At 72.4% G+C, this 26,911-nt stretch carries 23 protein-coding genes; 20 read left to right on the top strand and 3 right to left on the bottom strand.

Features of this window, described 5'->3' with window-relative positions; translation table 11 throughout:
- Window positions 1-89 precede the first annotated feature (89 nt).
- From OG299_RS09490 to OG299_RS09445, 10 genes are all read left to right on the top strand, one after another.
- The gene (locus tag OG299_RS09490; protein WP_266634668.1) at window positions 90-932 is read left to right on the top strand and encodes a nitrilase-related carbon-nitrogen hydrolase; all 843 of its coding nucleotides are present in this window, start codon (window positions 90-92) and stop codon (window positions 930-932) included.
- Window positions 929-2,224, top strand: a complete 1,296-nt coding sequence (locus OG299_RS09485) for an aspartate aminotransferase family protein (RefSeq protein WP_327361221.1) — start codon at window positions 929-931, stop codon at window positions 2,222-2,224. The genes OG299_RS09490 and OG299_RS09485 overlap by 4 nt, the downstream gene beginning before the upstream one ends.
- Before the next feature lie 15 nt (window positions 2,225-2,239).
- A complete protein-coding gene (hydA, locus tag OG299_RS09480) occupies window positions 2,240-3,640 on the top strand; it encodes a dihydropyrimidinase (RefSeq protein ID WP_266634676.1) in 1,401 nt (466 codons plus the stop codon).
- Between the two features lie 9 nt (window positions 3,641-3,649).
- Window positions 3,650-4,651 (top strand): TIGR03842 family LLM class F420-dependent oxidoreductase, encoded by a 1,002-nt coding sequence (locus OG299_RS09475; protein WP_266634678.1) that lies wholly within the window; start codon window positions 3,650-3,652, stop codon window positions 4,649-4,651.
- A 196-nt stretch (window positions 4,652-4,847) separates the two neighbouring features.
- Window positions 4,848-5,438 carry a type 2 periplasmic-binding domain-containing protein gene (locus OG299_RS09470; protein WP_266634680.1) on the top strand — a complete coding sequence of 197 codons (591 nt, stop codon included), beginning with the start codon at window positions 4,848-4,850 and terminating at the stop codon, window positions 5,436-5,438.
- Window positions 5,435-6,715 carry a DUF6421 family protein gene (locus OG299_RS09465; RefSeq protein WP_327361220.1) on the top strand — a complete coding sequence of 427 codons (1,281 nt, stop codon included), beginning with the start codon at window positions 5,435-5,437 and terminating at the stop codon, window positions 6,713-6,715. Before OG299_RS09470 ends, OG299_RS09465 begins: the two co-directional genes overlap by 4 nt.
- Window positions 6,716-6,724: 9 nt before the next feature.
- A complete protein-coding gene (locus OG299_RS09460) occupies window positions 6,725-7,696 on the top strand; it encodes a DMT family transporter (RefSeq protein ID WP_327361219.1) in 972 nt (323 codons plus the stop codon).
- Window positions 7,693-8,976 carry an ATP-grasp domain-containing protein gene (locus OG299_RS09455; protein WP_327361218.1) on the top strand — a complete coding sequence of 428 codons (1,284 nt, stop codon included), beginning with the start codon at window positions 7,693-7,695 and terminating at the stop codon, window positions 8,974-8,976. Before OG299_RS09460 ends, OG299_RS09455 begins: the two co-directional genes overlap by 4 nt.
- Window positions 8,973-9,869, top strand: a complete 897-nt coding sequence (locus OG299_RS09450) for a branched-chain amino acid aminotransferase (protein ID WP_327361217.1) — start codon at window positions 8,973-8,975, stop codon at window positions 9,867-9,869. Before OG299_RS09455 ends, OG299_RS09450 begins: the two co-directional genes overlap by 4 nt.
- A gap of 335 nt (window positions 9,870-10,204) precedes the next feature.
- Window positions 10,205-11,704 carry an NCS1 family nucleobase:cation symporter-1 gene (locus OG299_RS09445; RefSeq protein ID WP_327361216.1) on the top strand — a complete coding sequence of 500 codons (1,500 nt, stop codon included), beginning with the start codon at window positions 10,205-10,207 and terminating at the stop codon, window positions 11,702-11,704.
- Here the strand turns inward: OG299_RS09445 and OG299_RS09440 are convergent.
- Entirely contained in the window at window positions 11,676-12,149 is a 474-nt protein-coding gene (locus OG299_RS09440) for a hypothetical protein (RefSeq protein WP_266634692.1), read from the bottom strand. The two genes, OG299_RS09445 and OG299_RS09440, sit on opposite strands and share 29 nt — an antisense overlap.
- Before the next feature lie 132 nt (window positions 12,150-12,281).
- Between OG299_RS09440 and OG299_RS09435 the strand changes: the two genes are divergently transcribed.
- From OG299_RS09435 to recQ, 5 genes are all read left to right on the top strand, one after another.
- Window positions 12,282-13,106 (top strand): inositol monophosphatase family protein, encoded by an 825-nt coding sequence (locus tag OG299_RS09435; protein WP_266662179.1) that lies wholly within the window; start codon window positions 12,282-12,284, stop codon window positions 13,104-13,106.
- Between the two features lie 88 nt (window positions 13,107-13,194).
- Complete coding sequence (locus tag OG299_RS09430) at window positions 13,195-14,613, top strand: phytoene desaturase family protein (RefSeq protein ID WP_266634696.1); 1,419 nt, start codon at window positions 13,195-13,197, stop codon at window positions 14,611-14,613.
- On the top strand, window positions 14,613-15,125 hold the full coding sequence (locus tag OG299_RS09425; protein ID WP_266634698.1) for an O-acetyl-ADP-ribose deacetylase: 513 nt from the start codon (window positions 14,613-14,615) through the stop codon (window positions 15,123-15,125). The genes OG299_RS09430 and OG299_RS09425 overlap by 1 nt, the downstream gene beginning before the upstream one ends.
- Window positions 15,126-15,273: 148 nt before the next feature.
- Window positions 15,274-16,458, top strand: coding sequence for an acyltransferase family protein (locus tag OG299_RS09420; RefSeq protein ID WP_327361215.1), 1,185 nt, complete (start codon window positions 15,274-15,276; stop codon window positions 16,456-16,458).
- 70 nt (window positions 16,459-16,528) lie between these two features.
- Window positions 16,529-18,520 (top strand): DNA helicase RecQ, encoded by a 1,992-nt coding sequence (gene recQ / locus OG299_RS09415; protein WP_327361214.1) that lies wholly within the window; start codon window positions 16,529-16,531, stop codon window positions 18,518-18,520.
- Between the two features lie 59 nt (window positions 18,521-18,579).
- Here recQ and OG299_RS09410 read toward each other — a convergent pair whose 3' ends face one another.
- Window positions 18,580-19,455 carry a hypothetical protein gene (locus OG299_RS09410; RefSeq protein ID WP_327361213.1) on the bottom strand — a complete coding sequence of 292 codons (876 nt, stop codon included), beginning with the start codon at window positions 19,453-19,455 and terminating at the stop codon, window positions 18,580-18,582.
- Window positions 19,456-19,589: 134 nt separating this feature from the next.
- On the opposite strand from OG299_RS09410, the gene OG299_RS09405 reads away from it, so the two are divergent.
- Genes OG299_RS09405 through OG299_RS09390 form a run of 4 tightly spaced genes read left to right on the top strand, consistent with a single transcriptional unit; the run spans window position 19,590 to window position 23,487 of the window.
- Entirely contained in the window at window positions 19,590-20,186 is a 597-nt protein-coding gene (locus OG299_RS09405) for a Pvc16 family protein (RefSeq protein ID WP_327361212.1), read from the top strand.
- Window positions 20,183-21,088, top strand: coding sequence for a hypothetical protein (locus tag OG299_RS09400; protein ID WP_327361211.1), 906 nt, complete (start codon window positions 20,183-20,185; stop codon window positions 21,086-21,088). Before OG299_RS09405 ends, OG299_RS09400 begins: the two co-directional genes overlap by 4 nt.
- Window positions 21,089-21,111: 23 nt before the next feature.
- Entirely contained in the window at window positions 21,112-22,986 is a 1,875-nt protein-coding gene (locus OG299_RS09395; RefSeq protein ID WP_327361210.1) for a phage tail sheath family protein, read from the top strand.
- Window positions 22,987-23,031: 45 nt separating this feature from the next.
- Window positions 23,032-23,487 (top strand): phage tail protein, encoded by a 456-nt coding sequence (locus OG299_RS09390; protein ID WP_030155191.1) that lies wholly within the window; start codon window positions 23,032-23,034, stop codon window positions 23,485-23,487.
- 50 nt (window positions 23,488-23,537) lie between these two features.
- Here the strand turns inward: OG299_RS09390 and OG299_RS09385 are convergent, their stop codons facing one another.
- Entirely contained in the window at window positions 23,538-24,743 is a 1,206-nt protein-coding gene (locus OG299_RS09385; RefSeq protein WP_327361209.1) for an RNA-guided endonuclease InsQ/TnpB family protein, read from the bottom strand.
- A gap of 143 nt (window positions 24,744-24,886) precedes the next feature.
- On the opposite strand from OG299_RS09385, the gene OG299_RS09380 reads away from it, so the two are divergent.
- Complete coding sequence (locus tag OG299_RS09380; RefSeq protein WP_327361208.1) at window positions 24,887-26,905, top strand: hypothetical protein; 2,019 nt, start codon at window positions 24,887-24,889, stop codon at window positions 26,903-26,905.
- The last annotated feature ends 6 nt before the right edge of the window (window positions 26,906-26,911 follow it).

Raw genomic sequence — 26,911 nt, 5'->3', positions numbered from 1 at the left:
CCCCACGGTGTGACGAGGCCTACGTTCTACTCCCTACGCATGTCGTCTACGTGCGTAGAACTCGGCGTTCCCGTCGCGAGGAGCAGCTCATGGCCCAAGTCGTCCGCGCCGCACTCGTCCAGGCCACCTGGACCGGAGACACCGAGTCGATGATCGCCAAGCACGAGGAGCACGCCCGCCGGGCCGCCTCCCAGGGCGCGCAGATCATCGGCTTCCAGGAGGTGTTCAACGCCCCGTACTTCTGCCAGGTCCAGGAACCCGAGCACTACCGCTGGGCCGAAGCCGTCCCCGACGGCCCCACCGTCCAGCGCATGCAGGCGCTCGCCCGCGAGACCGGCATGGTCATCGTCGTACCGGTCTTCGAGCTCGAGTCCGAGGGCTTCTACTACAACACCGCCGCCGTCATCGATGCCGACGGCAGCTACCTCGGCAAGTACCGCAAACACCACATCCCCCAGGTCAAGGGCTTCTGGGAGAAGTACTACTTCCGCCCGGGCAACCTCGGCTGGCCCGTCTTCGACACCGCCGTCGGCCGCGTCGGCGTCTACATCTGCTACGACCGCCATTTCCCCGAGGGCTGGCGCGCCCTCGGCCTGGCCGGCGCCCAGCTCGTCTTCAACCCGTCCGCCACCTCCCGCAGCCTGTCCTCCTACCTGTGGCAGCTGGAGCAGCCCGCCGCGGCCGTCGCCAACGAGTACTTCATCGCCGCGATCAACCGCGTCGGCCAGGAGGAGTACGGCGACAACGACTTCTACGGCACCAGCTACTTCGTCGACCCCCGTGGCCAGTTCGTCGGGGAGGTCGCCAGCGGCAAGGACGAGGAACTCCTCGTCAGGGACCTCGACTTCGACCTGATCAAGGAGGTCCGCGACCAGTGGGCCTTCTACCGCGACCGCCGCCCCGACGCCTACGGAGGGCTCGTACAGCCGTGACCGACCCGATCCCCCTGCACAGCCGCCACCAGGCCGTCCTGCCCGACTGGCTCGCGCTCTACTACCGCCGCCCCATCGAGCTCACGCACGGCGAGGGCCGCCACGTCTGGGACGCCGACGGCAACCGCTACCTCGACTTCTTCGGCGGCATCCTCACCACCATGACCGCCCACGCCCTGCCCGAGGTCACCAAGGCCGTCTCCGAACAGGCCGGCCGGCTCATCCACTCCTCCACCCTGTACCTCAACCGCCCGATGGTCGAGCTGGCCGAGCGGATCGCCGCCCTGTCCGGCATCCCCGAGGCGCGGGTCTTCTTCACCACCTCCGGCACCGAGGCCAACGACACCGCCCTGCTGCTGGCGACGGCGTACCGCCGTTCCAACCAGATCCTGGCGATGCGCAACAGCTACCACGGCCGGTCCTTCTCCACCGTCGGCATCACCGGCAACCGCGGCTGGTCCCCGACCAGCCTCTCGCCGCTGCAGACGTACTACGTCCACGGCGCCGTGCGCTCCCGCGGACCCTTCGCGCACCTGAACGACGCCGAGTTCACCGCCGCCGCCGTCGCCGACCTCGAGGACGTGCTCGGCCAGGCCCGCGGGGGCGTTGCCGCCCTCATCGCGGAACCCGTCCAGGGCGTCGGCGGGTTCACCGCCCCGCCCGACGGGCTGTACGGGGCCTTCCGCCGGGTCCTCGACCGGCACGGCATCCTTTGGATCAGCGACGAGGTGCAGACCGGCTGGGGCCGTACGGGAGAGCACTTCTGGGGCTGGCAGGCCCACGCCCAGAACGGGCCGCCGGACATCCTCACCTTCGCCAAGGGCATCGGCAACGGCATGTCCATCGGCGGGGTCGTGGCCCGCGCCGAGGTGATGAACTGCATCGACACCAACTCCATCTCCACCTTCGGCGGCTCCCCGGTCACCATGGCGGCCGGCGTCGCCAACCTCGCGTACCTGCTGGAGCACGACCTCCAGGGCAACGCCCGCCGCGTCGGCGGCCTGCTCCTGGAGCGGCTGCGCGCCATCGCCGCCACCGTGCCCGCCGTACGGGAGGTCCGCGGCCGGGGCCTGATGGCCGGGCTGGAGCTGACGAAACCCGGTACCGACGAGGCCGATCCGGACGCGGCCGCGGCCGTCCTGGAGGCCGCCCGCGAAGGCGGTCTGCTGATCGGCAAGGGCGGCGGGCACGACACCAGCGTGCTGCGCATCGCGCCGCCGCTGTCCCTCACCGTCGCCGAGGCGGAAGAGGGCGCCGACATCCTCGAACGGGCCCTGAGCAGCATCGTGTAACCGGAGGCGCCGCACATGTCCATCCGCACCCTCATCCGCGGCGGCCTCGTCATCACGGCCGCCGACGAGCTCCATGCCGACGTCCTGGTCGAGGACGGCCGCGTCGCCGCCCTCGCCGCCCACGGCTCGGCGGCCGCCGAGGCCTGGACCGCCGACCGTACGATCGACGCGAGCGGGAAGTACGTCATCCCCGGCGGGGTCGACGCCCACACCCACATGGAGCTGCCCTTCGGCGGGACCGCCGCCTCGGACACCTTCGAGACCGGCACCCGGGCCGCCGCCTGGGGCGGCACCACCACCATCGTCGACTTCGCCGTGCAGAGCATGGGCCAGGCGCTGCGCCAGGGGCTCGACACCTGGTACGACAAGGCCGACGGCAAGTGCTCCATCGACTACGGCTTCCACATGATCCTCTCGGACGTCAACGAGGGGACCCTGAAGGAGATGGACCACCTGGTCGGGGAGGGGGTCACCTCCTTCAAGCTGTTCATGGCCTACCCCGGCGTCTTCTACAGCGACGACGGGCAGATCCTGCGCGCCATGCAGCGGGCCTCCGGCAACGGCGGGCTGATCATGATGCACGCCGAGAACGGCATCGCGATCGACGTCCTCGTCGAACAGGCCCTGGCCCGGGGCGAGACCGACCCCCGCCACCACGGGGAGGTCCGCAAGGTCGTCCTCGAAGCCGAGGCCACCCACCGGGCGATCCAGCTCGCGCGCGTCGCCGGCTCCCCGCTGTACGTGGTCCACGTCTCGGCGGACGAGGCGGTGGCCGAGCTCGCCGCCGCCCGCGACAAGGGCCTGCCGGTGTTCGGGGAGACCTGCCCGCAGTACCTGTTCCTGTCCACCGACAACCTTGCGGAGCCCGACTTCCAGGGCGCCAAGTACGTCTGCTCCACCCCGCTGCGGCCGAAGGAGCACCAGGCGGCGCTGTGGCGGGGCCTGCGGACCAACGACCTCCAGGTGGTCTCCACCGACCACTGCCCCTTCTGCTTCCGCGGCCAGAAGGAGCTCGGCCGCGGCGACTTCTCGAAGATCCCGAACGGGCTGCCGGGCGTGGAGAACCGGATGGACCTCCTCCACCAGGCCGTCCTGGACGGGCACATCAGCCGCCGCCGCTGGATCGAGATCGCCTGCGCGAGCCCGGCCCGGATGTTCGGCCTCTATCCGCAGAAGGGCACCATCGCGCCCGGCTCCGACGCCGACATCGTCCTCTACGATCCGCACGCCGAGCAGGTCATCTCCGCCGAGACGCACCACATGAACGTGGACTACTCGGCGTACGAGGGCAAGCGGATCACCGGACGCGTCGACAGCGTGCTCTCGCGCGGCGAACTCGTCATCGACCGGCGCGAATACACCGGCCGGGCCGGCCACGGGGTGTTCGTCCCCCGCTCCACCTGCCAGTACCTCTAAGGAACCGTGATGGACTTCGGCCTCGTCCTCCAGACCGACCCGCCCGCCTCGCAGGTCGTCAGCCTCATGAAGCGCGCCGAACGCAACGGCTTCCGCTACGGCTGGACCTTCGACTCCGCCGTGCTGTGGCAGGAGCCGTTCGTCATCTACAGCCAGATCCTCGCGAACACGCAGAAGCTGCACATCGGACCGATGGTCACCAACCCCGGCACCCGCACCTGGGAGGTCACCGCCTCCACCTTCGCCACCCTCAACGACATGTACGGCAACCGCACGGTGTGCGGGATCGGCCGCGGCGACTCCGCGATGCGGGTCGCCGGACGCAAACCGAACACCCTGGCCCGGCTCGGCGAGGCCATCGACGTCATCCGGGACCTCGCCGAGGGCCGGGAGGCCGACGTCGACGGCAACGCGCTGCGGCTCCCGTGGGTCCGGGACGGGAAGCTCCCCGTCTGGATGGCCGCGTACGGGCCCAAGGCGCTGGCCCTGGCCGGCGAGAAGGCCGACGGGTTCATCCTCCAACTCGCCGATCCCTACCTCACCGAGTGGATGATCGGCTCGGTCCGGGAGGCCGCCGAACGGGCCGGCCGCGACCCGGGCGCGGTCACGATCTGCGTGGCGGCGCCGGCGTACGTGGGCGAGGACCTGGCCCACGCCCGCGACCAGTGCCGCTGGTTCGGCGGGATGGTCGGCAACCACGTCGCCGACCTCGTCGGCCGCTACGGCGAGCACTCCGGCATGGTGCCGGACGCCCTCACCGAGTACATCAAGGCCCGCCAGGGCTACGACTACAGCCACCACGGCCGCGCCGGGAACCCGTCCGCCGACTTCGTGCCGGACGAGATCGTGGACCGCTTCTGCCTGCTCGGCCCGCCCGAGGCCCACATCGAGAAGCTGCGGACCCTGCGCGACCTGGGCGTCGACCAGTTCGCCCTGTACGACATGCACGACGCGAAGGAGGACACCATCGACGCGTACGGCCGGCACGTCATCCCGGCGCTCAACGGCTGACGACTCGGCCCGCGCCCCCGGGAGTTGCCCCGGACGCCCCCTGCACCGCCTGTGCCCCAGGTGACGGTGCAGGGGGCGCCGCCGTCGTGTGTGAGCCGCACAACAAATGCTTTGTGCGCGACAGCACCTGGATGTTTGATCACCAGGACGAGTGATCCGGCCCCGGGTGATCCCCGGGACGCTTCCGGGAGGAAACTTGAGTACAGCCACCGAACCCCGTCATCACACGGGCATAGGTACGGACGCCATCCGTTACGTTCACACACTCGGCCCGCACGGGACGAACCTCGAAGCCGCCGCCCATGAATGGCTGCGCCGCCGGGGCGTCGCGGGGGAGGTCGAACTCCACGCGTCACTCGAGGAAGCCCTCGAAGCGGTGCCCGACGACGGGGAGCACGCGCTCGCGGCCTGCGCCGTCTATCCGGCGTTACACACCCTGACCTTCGGGAACCTGCACCGGCTGCACATGGTCGACAGCTTCATCATGCCGACGCACAACATGGTCCTGGCCAGCATGGGAGCGCAAGCCCCGCTGACCGTCTCCACGCACCCCGCCCCGGTGGGACTGGTCCCGCAGCAGGCCGAGCCCCGGCTGGTGCTCAGCAATTCCCAGGCCGCCATCGACTGCGCCGCCGGCCTGAGCGAGGGGTGCATCACCACGATCGTCGCCGCCGAGCGGCACGGGATGCGCGTCCTCAAGGACTTCGGCCCGGTGCCCATGGTCTTCACCATCCACCAGGTGCTCGCAGCGGCCGGCCGGCCGGACACCGCGGGAGCGGTGCTGTGACGACCAGTGCCCCGGCCAGTGCCCCGATCAGTGCCGCCTCGCGCGCCGAGGCGAAGGACCTCACCGGATCCCTCATCCCCAAGGTCAACCGGTTCCGCCTGCGCCAGGCCGACGACGGTACGGTGACGGCCCCTCGGGCAGCCGACCGCGAACTGCTCGCCGAGATCCGCGACGAGGCCACCGCCTGGTACGGCCGCAACGGACGAGACCGCCAGGCCGACGCCCTCGCGGCGGACGTGGACGGCTGGATCGCCGCCGGCCTCGACACGGCGCCCGACTTCGCCCGCTCCCGGGACGCCCTCGAGCCGCCCGCGGACGGTGAGCACGTGTTCTTCCTGGCTCCCGCGCAGACCACCAACAGCGTGCCGCCCGTGGGCAAGCGCCTCGACTGCTTCTTCGCGCTGCGCAAGGAACCCGACGCGCTGCCGCGGCTGGCCACGTCCTTCCCGCATCCCAAGAACAACTGCCAGTCCCTGGTGCTCATCGCGGGCAGCCACGGCTTCGCCCACGGCAACTGCATCGTGTTCTTCCCCGAGAACGTGGCCGCGCCCGACAAGGTCGAAGACCAGCCGTATGCGATGTTCTTCTACAACAAGATGCGGAAGATCCACGAGACCTACGCCCTGCCGGGAGCCGAGGCGGTCCTCACCGCCGAGTCCGTGCCGCGGGCCTCGTCCGGCCTGGCCCCGGACGTCTGCTTCGAGGCCCGTGCGATCTGGGGATACCTGCACGACTCCCTGCACTACCAGGGCCGCTGGCCGTTCGACCAGCACATCACTCTGAAGATGAACTGGTTCGTCGGGCTCCTGGAAGAGACCAAGGTCGACGCCAAGACCGTCCTCGCCTGCGCGGACGGCGGGGTCCCCTTCGCGCGGGAACAGATCGCCATGATCCTGCTGGAGCGCGTCTTCCGGTACCCGCAGGCCGACGACGCGACGCGCAACTTCGATTCGGGCACCGGCGTCTTCCTCTACTCCTGGCTGCGCGCCCACGACGCGCTGACCGGGTCGCCCGAGGCCGGCGGCCTGCTCCACCTGGACTGGGACAAGACCCTCCACGCCCTGCGGGAGTACGTCGCCACCGTCGAGCGGCTCGAGGACCGCGTACGCACCGACGACGAGTACCGGGCCGCGGCCAAGGAACTCGTCCGCGCGTACCTGCCCGCGGGTGAGACGAAGCAGCGGTTCCGCTTCACCGAGGACCAGAGCGTCCTGCTGCGGGCCAAGCGGACGCTCGCCGGGCTGCCTGCGCTGCGGTTCGCGGACGCGGAGTGGTGAGTCTGCGCCATGAGCGGTGAGCGTCGTGGGAGGGGCAGCCTCGGCACCCCGGCCCTGTCCTGCCTGATGGTGCTGCTGCTGGCGACGGGATGGGTGCTCTCCGGCAAGCTGGTCAGCGACACCCCGCCGCTCGCGGTGGCGGCCGGCCGCACCGCGGCGAGCTTCGCCGTCATCAGCGCGATCTCCGCGCTGCGGCCCCGGACGTGGACGGCGATCCGGGTCACCGGAGGCCGCCGCGGGGCCGTCGTGCTGCTCGCGTTCCTGGGCTTCTTCGCCTACTACACGGGCACCCTGCTGGGCATCGACCGGATCGGTGCCTCCCGGGTGGGCCTCGTCGTCTCCCTCCTCCCCTGCATCACGTTCGTGATCGGCATCGTCGCCTTCCGGGAACAGGCGGGCACCCGCCGGGTCCTGGGAACCCTGCTCGCCGTCGCGGCGGCCCTCGGCTACGCGCTGGAAGACGGCCCGGCGCGCGCCGACGCCGGAACCGGAGTACTCGTCACCGGGGTCCTCTTCGCCCTCGCGGGCACGTTCGCGTACGCCCTGTACGGCTACGTCTACCGCAAGCACATGTCCGACGTCCCGCCGCTCGCCGCCCTTCCGGCGGTCACCGGCGCGGGCACGGTCATGCTCGGGCTGGCCGCGGCCGTGTGCGCGCCGCTCGGCGACATCAGCGCCGCGCAGTGGGCCGCAGTCGCCGTGCTCGGCGCGGTCCTGACGGCGCCCGTCTTCGTCATCTCCCATGAACTGATCCTGCGCAAGGGCCCCCTGTTCACCTCCTCCGTCGCACTGGTGGTGCCGTTCCTGGTGCGCCTGGGGGAGTGGGCATGGGGTGAGGCGGACGCTCCCGGGCCCGCCTCGCTCCTCTTCCTCGCACTCTGCTCGGCGGGCGTGTGGATGACCGTCGCCCCGGTCCGCACGCCGGCCACGGAGGAAGACCAGGCCCCGAGCCCGACCCAGACCGAAAGAAGCACACCGTGACAGAGCCACACCCCCCGCGCCCCACCGTCGTCCTGGTCTACCAGCGCATGTCGCTGCCCTGGATCTTCGAGGGCGCGCAACGGGCCGGCATCGACATCGTCCTGGTCCCGCGCCCCGACGAGTCCGTGTCCCCGGACCGTCTGCCGCCCGCCGTGGTGGAGCTGCTCCCCCTGGACGTGGAGGGGGATCCGGCCAAGGCCCTGAGCGTCCTGAGGCAACGTCACGAGAGCGCCCCGTTCGACGGCATCACGACGCTCTACGACCCCGCGGTGCCCTTCGTCGCCGACGTGGCCGAGGCCCTCGGCCTTCCGGGGCTGGGCCGCGAGAGCGCCCGGGCCGTACAGGACAAGCGGATCATGCGTCGCCGACTGGCCGAAGCGGGCCTGAACGTACCCGGCTTCGTCGCCGTGGACGATCCGGGCGCGTGGACCGACGCCACCGGCCTCACCTTCCCGGTGGTGGTCAAACCGGCCAACGGCTTCTCCAGCCTCGGCGTGACCAAGGCCGACGGCCCGCAGCAGCTCGCCGCCGTGGTCGAGGAGGTCTGGCAGGTCTGCCGGAACCATCTGAACCACGTCGCGGGTCTCGTCGTCGAGGAGTACCTCGACGGCCCGGAATTCGCCGTGGAGTCCCTCGCCCACCGCGGCGAGGTCCAGGTGCTGTCCATCGGCTACAAGGGCGAGCCGGCCGGCCCGCACTTCGAAGAGGGCGTCTACCGGGCCCCGGCCGCGCTCCCGCCCCACGTCCAGGAGGCCGTGGTCCGCGAGGTCGTCGCCGCCCACGCCGCCCTCGGGGTGAGCGACGGCCCGACCCACACCGAACTGCGGCTGCGCGGCGGCGAGCGCCCCTACCTGCTGGAACTCGGCGCCCGCATCGGCGGCTCCGGCGTTTCCCACTACATCGCCGCACACGTCACCGGAGCCGATCTGGCCGCGGACGCCCTGCGCGTGGCAGCCGGGCTCCGCCCCGCCGCCCTGCCCGGCCCGCCGGCGCAGCCGGCCCGAGCGATCGGTGCGGCCGCCAACTACATCGTGCCGTGCGGCGGCTCCGGACGGATCACCGCCATCCACGGGCTGGACGAACTGGCCGCGGACCCCCGGGTGGACCACGTCGTCCAGATGCTGCATCCGGGTGACGTCGTACGGCCCTACCCCGAGTTCACCGGCTATCCGGCGTTCGTCCTGTCCCACCACCCTTCCACCGAGGACGCCGAGGCGTTCCACGGCACCATCGAGCAGATCGTCCGCATCGCGTACACACCGGCGGAGGGCGCGCGGTGAGCACTCCGCCTCTCGACGACCGCGACGGGCACATCTGGCTGGACGGCCGGTTCGTCCCCTGGCGGGACGCCCGCCTGCACGTGCTCACCCATGGCCTCCACTACGGCGGCGGGGTCTTCGAAGGAGAACGCGTCTACGACGGTCACGTCTTCAAGCTGACCGAGCACTCGCAGCGGCTGCACGACTCGGCGCGCGAACTGGGCTTCGACATCCCGTTCTCCGTCGCCGAGCTGGACGGGGCGACCCTCGAACTCGTCGCCCGGCAGGGCATCGGCGACGGCTACGTCCGGCCGGTGGCATGGCGGGGCAGCGAGCAGATCAGCGTGGCCGGTGCGGGAACCTCCGTCCATGTCGCGATCGCCGCCTGGGAATGGCCGCACGTCTTCTCGGCCGACGCCAAGAACAGCGGCATCCGGCTGGGGACCTCGCGCTGGCGGCGCCCGGCGCCGGACACCGCGCCCGTCCGGGCCAAAGCGGCTTCCTTGTACAACATCTGCACCCTGGCGCGGGACGCCGCCGACGCCGACGGCTTCGACGACGCGCTGCTCCTGGACTACCGCGGCCTCGTCGCGGAGGCCACGGGGGCCAACATCTTCCTCGTGACGGGGGAAGAGCTGCACACCCCGACCGCAGACTGCTTCCTCGCGGGCATCACCCGGGCGACCGTGCTGGATCTGGCGCGGGAGCTGGGAATCCGCGTCGTCGAACGTGATGTCCGCCCCGAGGAGCTCGGCGGGTTCGACGAGTGCTTCCTCACGGGCACCGCCTACGAGGTGCAGCCCGTCCGGTCGATCGACGCGCACGAGTACAGGGTGGGCAGGACGACGACCGCCTTGCAGGAGGCGTACACCGAGCTCGTTCGTGCGACGAACCGGACGGCCGCTCTCCGCTGAGTGGTGATCGGCCGGGGCGCGGCGCGCGCCGCGCCCCGGCCCGTCACGACCGCCTTCGTACGGTGCGTCGTCGACGCGAGCGGCGCGCCACACCGCGGCACGCGCACCGGCATGGGCCACACTCGAGGGCGCACGGCCCGCCGGCCGAGGAGACGGGACGGTCGCAAAGAGACCACCGAATAGATCACGGCCCGTTGGGGGATGACTACAGCCACCACGCCCGCGGGGCGCGGTGCGACGTGAGGGAGGCCGCCATCGAAGCCTACGGGCAGCAGACGATCCCGGCGCTCAGAACCTGACCCAGATCCCCACCCGACCTGAAGGGGCGTGCGCACATGCCGGACCACACGATCGGCGCCACCGCGGACCGCGTCGAGCTCGCTCCCGGCGAGGTCCCCTCCGACGGCCGTTTCGCCAACCCCGACCTGCTGCCCGTACCCGTCGAGGCCAGGCGCTGGACCACGTACAACTTCACGGCCCTGTGGGTCGGCATGGCGCACAACATCCCCTCCTGGCTGCTCGCCTCCGGGCTGGTGGCCCTGGGGATGGACTGGAAGCAGGCCGTCTTCACCATCGCGCTGGCCAACCTCATCGTGCTGGTGCCGATGCTGCTCACCGGGCATGCCGGTCCCAAGTACGGGATCCCGTTCCCGGTGCTGGCCCGGGCCTCGTTCGGGGTGCGCGGAGCCAATCTGGCCGCGCTGATCCGGGCGGCCGTGGCCTGCGCGTGGTTCGGGATCCAGACCTGGATCGGCGGGTCCGGGATCTTCGTCCTGCTCGGCGAGATCTTCGGGGGCTGGGAGGACGCGGGGCAGATCGCCGGGCAGCCCTGGCCGCTGTGGCTGTGCTTCCTCCTGTTCTGGGTCCTCGAACTCGCCATCATCTACCGGGGGATGGAGGCCCTGCGGCGCTTCGAGAACTGGGCCGCGCCCTTCGTCATCGTCGGCGCGTTCGCGCTGCTGGTGTGGATCGGGGTGAAGGCGGGCGGCTTCGGCGTGCTGCTCGACCAGCCGTCCAAGCTCGGCTGGGGCGAGGAGTTCTGGCCGGTCTTCTTCCCCTCGCTGATGGGGATGATCGCCTTCTGGTCCACGCTCTCGCTCAACATCCCGGACTTCACCCGCTTCGGCGCCGGCCAGCGCTCCCAGATCCTCGGACAGACGCTGGGGCTGCCGACGACGATGACCCTCTTCGCGCTGCTGTCGGTGTTCGTCACCTCCGGCTCGGAGGCGGTGTACGGCGCCCCGATCTGGGACCCGGTGCAGCTGGTCGCCAAGGCCGACAGCGTCTTCGGGCTGCTCTACGGCCTGGTCACGGTGCTCGTGGCGACGATCTCGGTGAACATCGCGGCGAACGTCGTCTCCCCGGCGTACGACCTGGCCAACCTGGCCCCCCGCCTGATCAACTTCCGCAGGGGTGCGCTGATCACGGGCGTGGTCGGCGTACTGATCATGCCGTGGAAGCTGACCTCCACCCCCGAGCTGTACATCTTCACCTGGCTCGGCCTGGTGGGCGGCCTGCTCGGCACGGTCGCCGGCATCCTTATCGCGGACTACTGGCTCGTGCGGCGCACCCGGCTCTCGCTGCCCGACCTGTACCGGGAGGGCGGGCCGTACTGGTACACGGGCGGCTGGAACTTCCGGGCGCTGGCGGCGTTCCTGGTCGGCGGGGTGCTGGCCATCGGCGGTTCGCACTCGGCCCCCGGCCAGGGCCCCTTCCCCGAGGAAGGCCTGATCCCCTTCCTGAAGCCCCTGGCGAACTACGGCTGGGCGGTGGGCGTGGCCTCGTCCTTCCTCCTGTACGCAGCGCTCATGACCCGGGAACACCCCGACCGCTGACCTGCGGACCCTGCGCTTCCACCGCCTCGGCGAAGCGTGAGTCCAGCACGATCTCCTGCCACGTGCAGCAGTCGGCGGCCTCGACGGCGACCTCCGCACCGCACCCGGCACACGCGAGGTTCGGTCCGTCGATGCCCATGGGCCCGCAACAGCCGATCCGGCGCGCCGCGATCGGCTCGACCCCGCGGATGTCACCGGGGCTCAGCACCACGGCCCTTGCCGGGCCGGGCCGGCCGCCGGCCCGGCGCAAGCCCTTCGGCGGCGGTCCCCAGGAGAACCGGGACGGCTCCGGGTCGTGGGCGTACGTCCCGGGCGCCATCCGCGGCGGACACGGATCCACGGGCGCCTCGTACGGGGCCCACGTCCCGCTCTCCGGCGGGATCGGCACCTCCCGCACGGCGGTGGTCAGCTCGGTCTTGCAGTGCACGCAGCGAAATATGGTCACCGCCCCATCGTCCGCCACGGGCCCGGCCGCCTGCGCAGCCTTTGCCGGCGGCGCCCGGAGTCCACCTGGAGTCCAACCGGCGGACGCCGATTGTCGGTGGGGTTTGTCAGCCGGGCGTGGTGTGATGGGGGCATGATCGAAGAGTTCCTGGCCCAGAACCTGTCCGCGGTGGAAGAAGCGGTCCGCAAGGCGGCGGCGATCGAGATCATGCCGAGATTCCGGCAGCTCGCCGAGCACGAGGTGGACCAGAAGAGCGGCCCGCACGACCTGGTGACCGTCGCCGACCGCAAGGCCGAGGAGCACCTCACGGCCTCGCTGACGCACCTGCTGCCCGGCTCCGCCGTGGTCGGCGAGGAGGCCGTGCACGCCGACCCGACCGTGTACGGGGCGCTGCGCGCCGATGCGCCGGTCTGGATCGTCGACCCCGTCGACGGCACCCGGCAGTTCGTCGCCGGCGACCCGGCCTTCTGCACCCTGGTGGCCCTGGCCCACCGCGGGGAGATCCTCGCCTCCTGGACCTTCGCCCCGGCGCTGGACGAGCTGGCGACCGCCGTGCGCGGGCAGGGCGCGTACGTCAACGGCGAGCGGATCCACAGCGGTTCGCCGGAGCCGGGCGCTGCGCTGCGCGTCGCCATCGCCCACCCGCTCTACACCTCCGACGAGGACAAGGCGACCCTGGCCCGCCTCGACGTGCCCGGGGTCGCGGCCCGGCCCTGCGGCTCCGCCGGCCTGGAGTACCTGAAGGTGGCCCGCGGCGAGATGGACGGCCTCGCCTTCACCTGGCCCTCGGCGTGGGACCACGCCGCCGGTCTGCTGCTGGTCGCCGAGGCGGGCGGCGCGCAGAGCACCGTCGCCGGAGTCCCCTTCCGGGTGGACCGGGACAACGAGCTGCCGTTCGCCGTGGGGCGCGACGAGGCCACGGCCGTACGGATCCGCGACCTGCTCCGCGGCGCGTAGGACGGTCCGACCGGACCGGAGCCGGGGCCCTTGTGGACGGGCCGAATATCCTGGGAGCACAGCCGCCGCCGGACGAAGGAGTCTCAAGGTGCCGTCGATTCTCGATGCGGTCGTGGTGGGGGCGGGGCCCAACGGGCTGACGGCCGCCGTCGAGCTGGCCCGGCGCGGCTTCTCGGTGGCCGTGTTCGAGGCCGCTGAGACGGTCGGCGGTGGGGCCCGCACCGAGGAGCTCACCCTCCCGGGCTTCCGGCACGACCCCTGCTCGGCCGTACACCCGCTCGGCATCGGCTCGCCGGTGTTCGCCACCATGCCGCTGAAGCGGTACGGGCTGGAGTGGCTGCACGCCCCGCTGCCCATGGCGCACCCCTTCGACGACGGCACGGCGGCGGTGCTCTCCCGCTCCGTCTCCGAGACCGCCGCCTCCCTCGGGCCGCGCGACGCGGGCACGTACCGGCGGCTGGTGCAGCCGTTCCTCGGCAAGTGGGACACCCTCGCCCGGGACTTCATGTCCCTGCCGTCGACCGCCCTGCCCCGGGACCCCGTCACCCTGGCCCGCTTCGGGCTCGCCGGGCTGCCGCCCTCCACCTGGCTGCTGAACCGCTTCCAGGACGAGCGGGCGCGGGCGCTGTTCGCCGGGCTCGTCGCGCACGTCATCGCCCCGCTGGGCGGCATCGCCACGAGCGCCGTCGGCCTGGTCTTCGCCCTGGCCGCGCACGCGGGCGGCTGGCCGATGCCGCGCGGCGGCTCGCAGTCGATCTCGGACGCCCTCGCCGGCTACCTGCGCGACCTCGGCGGCGCGGTCCACACCGGCTTCGAGGTCAAGCGCCTCGACGACCTGCCGCCGGCCAGGGCGTACATCTTCGACACCTCGCCGACCGCGCTGGCCCGGATCGCCCGGCTGGGGCGCGTGTACGACGGCTACAAGTACGGCGCCGGCGTGTTCAAGATCGACTACGCCCTGTCCGGCCCCGTGCCCTGGACGGCCGAGGCGCCGCGCCGGGCCGGCACCGTCCAGATCGGCCCGCGCGCCCGCGACATCGACGCCGCCCTCCAGCTGGCCACCGGCGGGCGCGCTCCCCGCAACCCCTTCCTGATCACCGCCCAGCCCAGCCTGGTGGACCCCGGCCGGGCGCCCGAGGGCCAGCACGTGTTCTGGGCGTACGGGCACGTCCCCGCGGGCTGGGGCGGCAACCTCACCGACGCCGTCGAGCGCCAGATCGAGCGCTTCGCCCCCGGCTTCCGCGACCTGGTGCTGGCCCGCGCCACCGCCGGCCCGCCGGAGCTGGCCGCCCGCAACCCCAACTACGTCGGCGGCGACATCGCCTGCGGCGCCGCCTCCGGGATCCAGCTGCTGCTGCGGCCCAAGCTGTCCCTGTTCCCGTACACGACGGCCCACCCGGCCGTGTTCCTCTGCTCCTCGGCCACCCCGCCCGGCCCCGGCGTGCACGGCATGTCCGGGCACAACGCGGCCAAGGCGGTCTGGCGCCACCTGAGAAAGGCCTCCTGATGGTGCGCATCACCCTCGTCCAGGGAGACATCACCGCCGAGCACGCGGACGCGATCGTCAACGCGGCGAACTCCTCGCTGCTCGGCGGCGGGGGAGTGGACGGGGCCATCCACCGGCGCGGCGGCCCCGAGATCCTGGACGCCTGCCGGGCGCTGCGCGCCTCCCAGTACGGCAAGGGCCTCGCGACGGGCCGGGCCGTGGCCACGACGGCGGGCCGGCTCCCGGCCGACTGGGTGATCCACACGGTGGGCCCGGTCTGGTCCCGGGACGAGGACCGCTCGGAGCTGCTGGCCTCCTGCTACCGCGAGTCCCTGCGGGTCGCGGCCGAGCTGGGCGCCCGTACGGTCGCCTTCCCGGCCATCTCCACCGGCATCTTCGGCTGGCCGATGGACGACGGCGCCCGGATCGCACTGGAAACGGCCCGCGAGGCCGCGGCCCCGCCCGTGGAGGAGGTCCGCTTCGTCCTCTTCGACTCGTCCGCCTACGACGCGTTCGCCCGCCGGCTTCCCTGAGCGTCCACGGCTGCGGCGCACGGCGAACGGCCGGCCTCCCGGGCGCACCCCAGGTGCTCGAGCATGCACGCAGCGTCGATATCATCGCGGGGCTCCATACCCCGAACCGTGTCGGTGTCGCGGACACCGCAAGACCTCCAGAGGTTTCATGTACGACAGGCCTGTCCTCGCCGAGGACCGTGTCCCGGCGCCCGCCCAGGCTCCAGAGGCAGCCCCCGACTCCACCCGGCGCCGCCGGACGGTGTGGCCGAGGGGCGGCGGGGCCGGGCAGGCCGCCGGTGAGGCGAAGTCCGCGCGGGCGCCGCGAATAGCCGTGCTGGACGGCCTGCGGCTGCTGGCGGCGCTGTCGGTGGTCCTGTTCCACTACCTGGCCGGCACCGGGACGATCCCCTGGCAGCGGACGTCGGTCGAACTGTTCCCCACGCTGCACCGGGTCGCCGGGTTCGGCTGGCTGGGCGTGGTCTTCTTCTTCATGATCAGCGGGTTCGTCATCTGCATGTCCGCCTGGGGCAAGTCGCTCCAGCAGTTCTGGCAGGGCCGGATCCTGCGGCTGTTCCCGCTCTACTGGGCGGCGGTCGTGCTGGCCTCGGCGGCCGCGCGCCTGGGCCCGCACACCCCGGGAGAGCAGAGGGTGACCCTCGGGCGGATGCTCACCAACCTGACGATGCTGCAGGAACCCCTCGGTGTGAACGGCATCGACAACGTCTACTGGACGCTCTGGGTCGAGCTGCGTTTCTACCTGATCTTCTCGCTGGTCGTCCTGCTGGGCACCAGCCACCGCCGGGTCGCGAACTTCTGCTGGCTCTGGGCGCTGGGCTCGGTCCTGGCGCCGGCGTCGGGCATCAAGTTGCTGGACCAGCTCCTGGTGCCCGCGTGGGCGTCCTTCTTCATCGCCGGGATGGCCTTCTACCTGATCCGCCGGGCGGGCCGGATCGAGGGGGAGACCCTGGGCATCCTGGCGCTGTCCTGGCTGCTGATGCAGCACTGGCTCCCGGCGATCATGGAGGGCGAGGGACACGGCATCAACTGGAAGGTCTGCCTCGCCGCGATCACCGTGATGTACGTGGTGATGGGCCTGATCGCCCTCGGCAAGCTCGACCGCATCCAGTGGCGCTGGCTGCCGGTCGCGGGCGCGATCTCCTACCCGCTCTACCTCGTGCACCAGTCGCTGGGCGTGCGGGTGATCTGGCGGTGGAATGAGCAGTGGGGCGCCTGGCCGACCCTGCTCGGAGTGGTCGCGGGCGCGGTGCTGATCGCCTGGCTGCTGTACCGCCTGGTCGAACGGCCCCTCGTCCCGCTGCTGCGCCGCCTGATCGCTCCGGCACCCCGGTAATCCCCGTCGGACCGCGGGGCTTGCGGCGGAAGCGGGCGGGGGTGTCGGTGGAGGTCGCTAGGCTTCTGGGATGAGCCTTGTCGACGCGCCCACCGAGACCCCCGATGCCCTGCAGGTGCTGCACCGCGTCTTCGGATACGACTCCTTCCGCGGCGAGCAGCAGCAGATCATCGAGCACGTGGCCGGCGGCGGCGACGCGCTGGTGCTGATGCCGACCGGCGGCGGCAAATCGCTCTGCTATCAGATCCCGGCGCTGGTCAGAGACGGTACGGGCGTGGTGATCTCGCCGCTGATCGCGCTCATGCAGGACCAGGTGGACGCCCTGACCGCCCTCGGGGTGCGGGCCGGGTTCCTCAACTCGACCCAGGACCCGTACGAGCGCCAGGCCGTCGAGCAGGCCTTCCTCGCCGGCGAGCTGGACCTGCTGTACCTGGCCCCCGAGCGGCTGCGCACCGAGGGCACGCAGCGGCTGCTCGACCGGGGCACGGTTTCGCTGTTCGCGATCGACGAGGCGCACTGCGTCGCCCAGTGGGGCCACGACTTCCGGCCCGACTACCTCGCGCTGTCCATGCTGCACGAGCGCTGGCCGAAGGTGCCGCGGATCGCGCTGACCGCGACGGCGACCGAGGCCACGCACGCCGAGATCGCGGCCCGCCTGGGCCTGGCCGAGGGGGACGCCCGGCACTTCGTCGCCAGCTTCGACCGGCCGAACATCCAGTACCGGATCGCCCCCAAGAACAACCCGACGCGGCAGCTGCTGGAGCTGATCCGCACCGAGCACGAAGGCGACGCCGGGGTCGTCTACTGCCTGTCGCGGGCCTCCGTGGAGAAGACGGCCGCGTTCCTGGTGGAGAACGGCATCGACGCGGTCGCGTACCACGCGGGCATGGACTCCCGGACGCGCGCGGCGAACCAGGCGCGCTTCCTGCGGGAGGACGGGGTCGTGGTCGTGGCCACGATCGCGTTCGGCATGGGCATCGACAAGCCGGACGTGCGCTTCGTGGCGCACCTGGACCTACCCAAGTCGGTCGAGGGCTACTACCAGGAGACCGGCCGCGCCGGCCGCGACGGCGAGCCGGCCACGGCCTGGCTCGCGTACGGCCTCCAGGACGTGGTGCAGCAGCGCAAGATGATCGAGGGCTCCGAGGGCGACGAGACGCACCGCCGCTCCCTGGCCGCGCACCTCGACGCGATGCTCGCGCTGTGCGAGACGGTCGAGTGCCGCCGCGTGCGGCTGCTGGCGTACTTCGGGCAGGCGGCCGCCGGGCCGTGCGGCAACTGCGACACGTGCCTGACACCGGCCGAGTCCTGGGACGGCACGGTCGCGGCGCAGAAGCTGCTGTCCACGGTGTGGCGGCTGGCCAAGGAACGCCGGCAGAAGTTCGGCGCCGGCCAGATCATCGACATCCTCCAGGGCAAGAAGACGGCCAAGGTCATCCAGTTCGACCACGACGGCCTGTCGGTCTTCGGGGTCGGGGCGGACCTGAGCACCGCGGAATGGCGCGGGGTCGTACGCCAGCTGCTGGCCTCGGGGCTGCTGGCGGTCGAGGGCGACTACGGGACGCTGGTGCTGACCGACGCCAGCGGCGAGGTGCTGGGCGGCCGCCGCAGCGTTGCGATGCGCAAGGAGGCCGCGCCGGCCCCGGCGGCCCGCAAGTCCCCGGGTTCGGGATCCGGCTCCGGGAAGGCCGGGAAGGTCCCGGTCGACCTGCCGGCGGCGGCCGTGCCGGTCTTCGAGGCCCTGCGCGCCTGGCGGGCCGCGACCGCGAAGGAGCAGGGCGTTCCGGCGTACGTGGTCTTCCACGACGCGACGCTGCGGGAGATCGCGACCCGGCTGCCCGCCACGATCGAGGAGCTGGGCACGATCAGCGGCGTCGGCGAGGCGAAGCGCGCCAAGTACGCCGAGGGGATCCTCGAGACCCTGGCCGAGACCGGCGGCGCTCCCGAGCCCGCGTCCGCGCCCTCCGAGGCGGCACCGCCGGAGCCCGCGGCCCCGCATGCCGACGAGGAACCGCCCTTCGACTTCGACGAGACGGACCCGCCCTGGGACGACTGGCAGTAGCCCGGGGGAGGGCCCGAGGACTACGCCGCGTCGGCGGCGCGGTCCTCGTCCGGGTCCTCCTACTCGGCCTCGTCGGGGTGCGCGGCGCACGGGGGGCACAGGCGCGCGTACTCCGCCATCACCTCCTCGACCGTCTCCTTCTGCTTGCGCTCGCACGCCTTCTTGCGCGATTCCTCCTTGCAGACGAGCTCGGCGCGGGCGCCCTCCAGTACGGCGATCGCCTGCCAGCCCTTGAGCACGCACAGCAGCGCCTTGCACAGGCAGTCGACGAACTCGGAGACCGTCTCGAAGCCCCGCCAGGCCTCCGTGATGCGGCGCAGCAGCACCAGCAGGCGTGCGTAGAGGCGTACGACGTCCTTGCCCAGGACCGCGTCGCAGACGTCCGCGAGCAGCTGGGCCGCCTCCGTCTTGATCTTCGCGGCGCGTTCGGGCAGCGCCGTCAGCTCCCCGTCCAGGTCGGTGAAGCAGGCCGCGGCCTTCACGGTGTCCGCCGTGTACCGGGCGATGCGCGCCGAGAGCGTGGCGACCGTGTCGTCCCTGCCGACCGTGTCGTCGAACTCGCACCCGCAGTCGTCCACACAGCAGCCCCAACCGCCCCGGCACCTGCGGATCTCGTCGAAGACCTTGTCGACGGCCTGCTGCAGGCAGTGGCGCTGCTCGTGCGTGACCCGGCAGCGGATCTGCTCGCGGACCTTGCCGAGCGTCGCCGCCGCCTCGTCCAGATCGGTCTTCGCGGCCAGCCGGGCCTTCGTGTACTGGGTCCGGGCGCTGTTGAACTTCTCCTGGAACTCCCGCAGCTGGGGCAGGTGTTCCTGGGTGACCTCGGCCCGGCGCTGGATGCCCGCGGCGACGCAGGCGAGTTCGTCGATCGCGCCGGGATCGCAGCCGCCGCCGGTGCTGGTGCCGGCCGGGTGGTGGTGCGGGGTGCTGCTCATGGTGGGCTCTCCTGGGTGAGGGGGCAGGCGCTCCCCGAGTGTGGGCCGGGCGGTGTCACCGGCTCGTCGCCCGGCCATCGCCGCCTCCGGCCCGCGCAACGCCCCCGTGACGGGAGGGGCCGCAGCATCGGCCCATGGCTGGATACCGGGCACTCGCCGCCGTGGGGCGCAGCGTCGTCGCGCTGCTCAACCGGCGCTTCGCCGAGGAGATCCCTGCGGGGCGCCGCCCGGAGGCCGTCCTCGCCGGGCCCGTCGACTTCGACAAGGTGGACACCCCGGGCTCCGTGATCCGCAACCCGGCGGTGTCCGTCTACTGCTACCGGCTGAGCATCGACCGCGAGACCCGGCCCGCGCTGGCGGCGATGGCGGCCCAGGACGGGCTGCCCCGGCTGCCGCTGCGGATGCACCTGATGATCGCCGCCTGGGACCAGTTCGTGGAGGCGGAGCTCGAATGGCTGGGGCTGGTCGCCCGCGTCCTGGAGAGCGAGGGCCTGCTCACCGGGCCCCTGCTGCACCCGAGCGGGGACTGGCTCGCCGGGGACTCGGTGCAGATCGTCCCCGACGAGCTGGCGATGGACTCGATGAGCGAGGCCTTCCAGGCGATGACCACCGACTACCGGCTCTGCCTGCCGTACGTGGCCCGGGTCATCCGGATCGACGGTCAGGCCGGGCCCGCCGCGGGCGAGGTCACCGTGGTCACCGCAAGCTCGTCGGCGGGGCCGCTCCGATGACGCCGGGCGGGCCGACGACGCCCGGCGGGCCGGCCGGGCGGATCACCGTCGAGGCAGGCCGGGTCGACGTACTGCACCGGCTCGCGCTGGCCGTCCGGCCGCTCGACGCCAGGAGCCGCGCCGCCGCCGGGCCGGGGCTGCGCGTGGGGTACGAGGACCACCCCGCCCCCGGGCGCCGACAGCGCGGGGGAGACCTCGTCCGCCCGCTCGAAGGGCACGGCGCCACCGGATTCGTACTGCGCCACGCCACCGCGGGCCGCCTCCCCGCCGCCGTCACCGTACGCGTCGACGACCCCGCGCGCCGCTGGATCCCGCGCCGTTTCTCCGTACCGCTGTGGACCCGCGCGGAACTCTCCGGCTCCGACGAACAACCGCCCACCGCACCCCATGTCCGCGCCGACGCCCGGCTGTTGATCCCCTGGCTGCTGCCCGGCCCCGGTCACCCCGTACCGCAGGGCACGACCGGCCTCCGGTTCCGCGTCACGCGCCCGGACGCCGCCTCCACCCCCGTGCGCTGGCCGCGGGTGGACGCCTTCGGGCCCGGCGGCGTCCCGCTCGGCTGGGCCCACGGCGACGAGCACGGCCAGGTGCTGCTGCTGATCGACGGGGTCGGCGTGCTCCCGTACCCGGCGCCCTCCAAGTTCCCCGTCGCGCTGCGCACGCACGCCCCCGACCCGCCGGCCGACCCGCAAGGGGACACGGCGGCCGATCCGCTGGCCGGCCTCGTCGCCGAGCCGGTCGTCCGCAGCGCCAACCCGCCCCGGCCGCAGGACCTCGACAACGAGGTACTGCGCGGTACCTCCCGCCCCGCCGGGTACCGCACCGCCGCCGCCGACGCCGTCCGCACCCTCACCGTCGGCCGGGTGGTACGCGCCGCCGACCTGCCGCACAGCCCCGCCTGACCTGTGACCGAGGAGACCCGTACATGCCCGAGTACCTGACCCCCGGCGTCCACGTCGAGGAGACCAGCTTCCGCTCACGGTCCATCGAGGGTGTGCCGACCAGCACGTTCGCCATGGCGGGGCGCACCGCGTACGGACCCGTGCCCTACATCCTGCCGGGCGGTCCCACCGTGCTGCCGGGACCTGCACTGGTCACCAGCTTCACCGAGTACGAACGGGCCTTCGGCGGACTGAAGATCGGCGAGGAAGACTGCCAACTCGCCCTCGCGGCACGTGCCTTCTTCGCCAACGGCGGGCGCCGGCTCTATGTGTCCCGGGTCTTCCCGTTCGTCCGCACGAGTGCCGCCGAGGACGCGCCGCCCGCCGTCGACGCCAACTTCGCCTCCCTGGCAGTCCCCGCGCAGGGCACCCCGCTGCTGTACTGGCGGGCCCGCTGGCCGGGCTCGGCGGGCGCCAGGATCTCCGTCGCGGTGTCGTTCCGGCGCGGCAAGAACATCCTCGTCGCCGGCGGCGACGGAGCGCCCCGGCTCACCGGGGTGCAGCAGGGCGCCGCCGTGGAGGTCGTCCAGCTGAGCGGCGGGGCGGTGCCGTCCCTCTCCGACGACACTCCGCCGGTGCCCGACAAGGTCAGGACCGTCATCCGGCGCGCCGACGGAGTCCTCGGATATCTGAAGGGCCAGGGCGAGTTCGACCCCGTCGCGGCCGGAACCGCCGCCTTCCACCTGACGCTCGCCGTCACCGTGCGCCTGGACGACCGCGTCGACGTCTACAACGAGCTCGAGCTCGACGACCGGCACCCGCGCTCGGTGGGCCGCGTACTCCAGGCCGCCGACCCGGCCGACGAGTTCTCCCTCGTCTGGCTGGACACCGTGAAGCCCGCGGCCGGAGCGCCCCCGGCGACTCCCGGCGCCCGCCTCGACGCGCTCCTCTCCCTCCGGCAGCCCGGCGGCCACCTGGTCCACGGCGGCGACGGGCTCGAGCTGTCGGCGCAGGACCTGGGCGGCAAGGAGGCCAACCCCGACAGCCTCACCGACCCCGCGCGCGGGCTCGGCGCGCTCGCCGAGATCGACGACATCGCCATCGTCGCCCTCCCCGACACCGTCACCCTGGACCCCGGCGCCCAGAAGACCGCGGTGGACCTCCTCATCGGACACTGCGAGCGGCTGCGCTACCGGATGGCGATCGTCGACCCGCCCCGCGACAGCTCGATCTCCGAAGTGCGCCGGTTCCGCGCCCAGTTCGACACCAAGTACGCCGCCCTCTACTACCCGTGGGTCCGGATCACCGACCCGGGCCGCCGCCCCGACCCGGGCGCACCGCCGCCGGTCCTGGAGGTGCCGCCCTCCGGGTACGTCGCCGGCATCTACGCCCGCAGCGACGTCGAGCGCGGTGTGCACAAGGCCCCGGCCAACGAAGTCCTCCTCGGCATCAACGACTTCACCGCGAACGTGACCTACGACCGGCAGGCCGTCCTCAACCCGGAGGGCATCAACGCCCTGCGCTTCTTCGAGGGCCGGGCCCGGCGGGTGTGGGGCGCCCGGACGATGAGCTCGGACCCGGAGTGGAAGTACGTGAACGTGCGCAGGCTCTTCATCTACCTGGAGCACTCCATCGAGAAGTCCACCCAGTGGGCGGTGTTCGAGCCGAACAACGAGCGGCTGTGGGCCTCCGTCCGGCAGACCGTCGAGGACTTCCTGATCTCCGTCTGGCGGACCGGCGCCCTGCTCGGCACCAGGCCCGAGGAGGCCTTCTTCGTCCGCTGCGACCGCACCACCATGACCCAGAACGACCTCGACAACGGGCGGCTGATCTGCCTGATCGGCGTGGCACCCACCTACCCCGCCGAGTTCGTCGTGTTCCGCATCGGACAGTTCACGGCCGACGCGCAGCGCAGCTGACCCCGGCACCGACACCGACGGGCCCAGGAGAGCGGGAGACACCCCATGGCCACGCGCAACAACCCCTACGGAGCCTTCAACTTCCTCGTCAAGCTCGGTGACACCGGAGGCGAGGACCAGATCGCCGGCGGCTTCTCCGACTTCAGCGGAGCCGGCAACGAGGTGAAGTTCTCCGAGTACCGCAACGGCAACGACCCCGAGAACCACGTGCGCAAGATCGCCAACACCAATACGACGAACGACGTCACCCTCAAACGCGGAATCATCGGCGACCTGCGCCTCTTCAACTGGATCAAGGCCACCCGCGAGGGCGCGTACGACGCCCGCACCGTCACCGTCACCCTGCACGACGAGGGACGCCAACCGGTCTGCGCCTGGGTGCTGCGCGCCGCCCAGCCCAAGAAGTGGGTCGGCCCCACCCTCACGGGCAAGGGCGGCGGAGAGGTCGCGATGGAGGAGCTCCACCTCGTCGCCGAGCGCATCGACTTCCAGTCCCTTTGAAACCTCCCCGCCCTGAAAGGCGGGGATTCCTAGCTCACTTTGCCTGACCCCTAGCAGGGGGCGGGTCTTACAAGATCAGCACTAGCCGGGTTGAGACCAGCCCGGACAAGCATCACGCGGGCGGAGTTCTTGTCCCTGGGAGACGAGACTCCGCATGCGGTGCACGTGTACGTCCTTTCGGAAAGGGGAAGTGCGTGCTTGGTTCTCGCGCCGCACGGTGCGCAGTCCATGGTGGTGTGCGCGGGGTGCACGAGGTGCAGGTTCCGGCCGTGCTTGCGGGCCTGCTCGATCAGGGCCGACTTCGTGGCACTGATCGCGGCGTCGGCCGCCTTGCGGGCCATGGTGGACTTCGCGAGGAAGCGCGGCCGGAAGTCTTCCACGGCGAGGTGGTCGAAGTCTCGGACGATCGTCTTGGCCCACTTTCGGCCGCTGTCCTGCCGCTGACGGGCGATCTTCTTCGACACCTTCGCCGCAGCCTTCCGGGCCTTGCGGTAGCCGACGGTGTCGGGCCGGTTCTTGGGCGTCGCGCGGCGGGCCATCATCCGCTGGTAGCGGGCGAGCCTGGCGGTGGCGGTCCTGCCGTGCTCGGCGTGCGGGAGGTCGTGGGCGTCGGAGGTGGTGGTAGCGGTCTCCTTCACGCCCCAGTCCACACCGACCACCGCTCCGGTCACCGGCAGCGGCTGCGCCTCGGCCGTCACGACGAACGACGCGTACCAGTGCCCGAGGCTGTCTCGGTACACACGCACGCTGGTTGGGGCGGATGGCAGGTCACGCGACCATACGACCGTCAGCACGGTCCCGCCCGCCAGGTGCAGACGACCGTGCTTGATCGAGAACCCGCGCCGCGTGTAGTTCAGCGACGGCGAGGCCTCCCGCTTCCGCTTGATCCGGGGCATCCCGGCCCGCTGCCGCATCGGCAGCCTCGCCTTGATGTCTTTCATCGCCTTGGCACGGGACTTCGCGAAGTCCCGGATGGTCTGCTGCTGTGGTACCGAAGCACCCTCACGCAGCCAGGCCATCGACCGGCGCGCCTCGGTCAGCATCTTGTCGAGCTGCGCCGGACCGCACGTGATCTTCTGTTCGGCGTCCTTGTTGACGGCGTGGACCTTGCGGGACATCGCCACGCACTCGTTCCACACCCACCGGCACCGCGCCCAATCGGCATCAAGCCGGGTCAGCGCGGTCGACGAGACGCGCAGCCGGTACGTGTACCGGGCGCGCCCGGTCACGTCATCGGCCAGCGGTGTCGTGGCCATGATCGCAACCTAACAGCCCCCACTGACAACGGAAGAGAGTGCAGGTCAGGGCAGACATGCAGAGAACTCCGCCGCTTCGTGGCTCCGCGCCAAGGACCCATTCCTCCCCGGCTTGAAGGCCGGGACGTCCTGGGAGAAATCAGGTGAGCCCCGCCGGATTCGCCGGACTGCGCCTGGGGGCGCCCGGGGTGTACCGCGATGCGCGTCGGCCGCCGCCCTCCTTCCGGCCGGTGCGCCTGGACATCGCCGGGTTCGTCGGCGTGGCACCCCGCGGGCCCGTCGACGAGCCGGTCGCCGTCGACCGCTGGACCGACTACCAGCGGCACTTCGGCGGCTTCGAGGGGCCCGGGCTGCTGCCGTACGCGGTACGGGCCTTCTTCGACCAGGGCGGTGTACGGGCCCACGTCCTGCGGGTGGCGCCGCTGCCGCGGGCCCCGCACCCCGCGGCCGAGGAAGCCTGCGCCCTGCACCGGATCACGCTGGCCCGCGCGGACGCCCCCGGCGCCGAACCCGGCAGCGGGGCGCCCTGCGCGATCGGGCTGCGCGCCCGGAACGAGGGGAGCTGGGGCGGGCGGCTCACGGTGCGCTGGGAGTTCACCGGCGCCGGGCAGTTCGAGGCCGCCGTGACCGGCCGGGACCTGGCCCTGCCCGAGGGGCGCACCCCGCCGGTCGGCTCCGTGCTGCGCGTACGGGGCGCCGGGCTGCCGGCCGCCGGGACGTTCTTCCGCATCCTCGAACTGGCCGAGCGCCAGGACGCGTCCGGGCAGCGCAGCCGGGTCGCGGTCCTGGACCGGCCGCCCGGCGGCGGAATCGGCCCCGGCCGCGGCGCCCGGCCGCTGACCGTCGAGGCCGAGGTCGTCACCGCCACCGTCACCGTGGCCGACGGCGACCTCGCGTACCCCCGCCAGGAGCGGTTCGCGGAGCTCGGGATGGGCCCCGCGCACCCCCGGTACGCCGCCGCCGTACTGGCCGCCGAATCCGTGCTGGTGGCCCCCGACGGGCCGTGGCCCGCGGCGCTGCTCCCGCCGGACGCCTTCCTCGGCTCCGCCCTCTCCCGGCCCGTCCGCCCGGGAGCCGACCGCTACGAGGGCATCGGCGCCGACGGCTTCCACGGGCCGGTCCCGGTCGAACTGCTGCCCGTCGGCGGCGCCGAGAGCGTCGAGGACCCCGGGTCGTTCGAGGCCGTCGGCATGGACCGGATGGCACTCGTCCCCGAGGTCGGGCTGCTCTGCGTACCCGATCTGCTCTGGCAGTACGGCGAGGCCCTCCCCACCACCGAGACCCCGGCGCGGGAGGTCGGGGCCCGCTTCGCGCCCTGCCCGCCGGCGCCCGCCCCCATGACCCTGCACCCGGCGCGCCCGCGCGGCCTGCTCCTGGACAGCGCCGCCCAGCTGCCCGAGATCCTGCGGCGCCAGCAGCGGCTCGTCGCCCTGGCGGAGCGCCAACGGCGGTTCGTCGCCCTCCTCGACGTGCCGCCGGGGCTCCCCCTGCGCGCCGTCGCCCGCTGGCGAGCCGCCTTCGACAGCACGTACGCCGCCGCGTACCACCCCTGGCTCGGCGTCGTCGCGCCCGACGACCCGGACCGCCTGGCCGTGCAGGTCCCGCCCTCCGGGTTCGCCGCCGGGATCATCGCCGAGCGCGAGCGGAGCCTCGGACTGCCCTGGGGCCCGGCCAACGCCCTGGCCGCCGGCGCCGTGACCGCGGTCCAGCGGCTCGGCGACGCCGACTGCGACGAGCTGCACCTGCTCGGCATCGACGTGTTCCGCGCCGAACGCGACGGCTACCGGCTCGCCTCGGCCCGCACCCTCTCCCGGGACCCCGACTACGTACAGCTCGGCGTGCGCCGGCTGATGACCATGCTGCGGCTCGTCCTGGACCGCCAAGCGCAGGGACTGGCCTTCGAACCCCACACCCCGCAGCTGCGCGAGGAACTGCGCGGAGCCGTCGTCCCGCTGCTGCGCGGGCTGTACCGGAGCGGCGCGTTCGCGGGCGACAGCGAGGACGAGGCCTTCTTCGTACGCTGCGACGAGGGCCTCAACCCCGGCTGGTCGCAAGGGCTCGGACGGCTGGTCGCCGAGATCGGCGTGGCCCCCGCGCGCCCCCTGGAATACCTCGTCCTGCGGATCGCGCAGGACGCCGACGGCGCCGTGGCGGTGACATGAGGTGAG

Source organism: Streptomyces sp. NBC_01296 (assembly GCF_035984415.1).
GTDB lineage: Bacteria > Actinomycetota > Actinomycetes > Streptomycetales > Streptomycetaceae > Streptomyces.
This window is presented reverse-complemented; position numbering and strand designations above follow the sequence as displayed.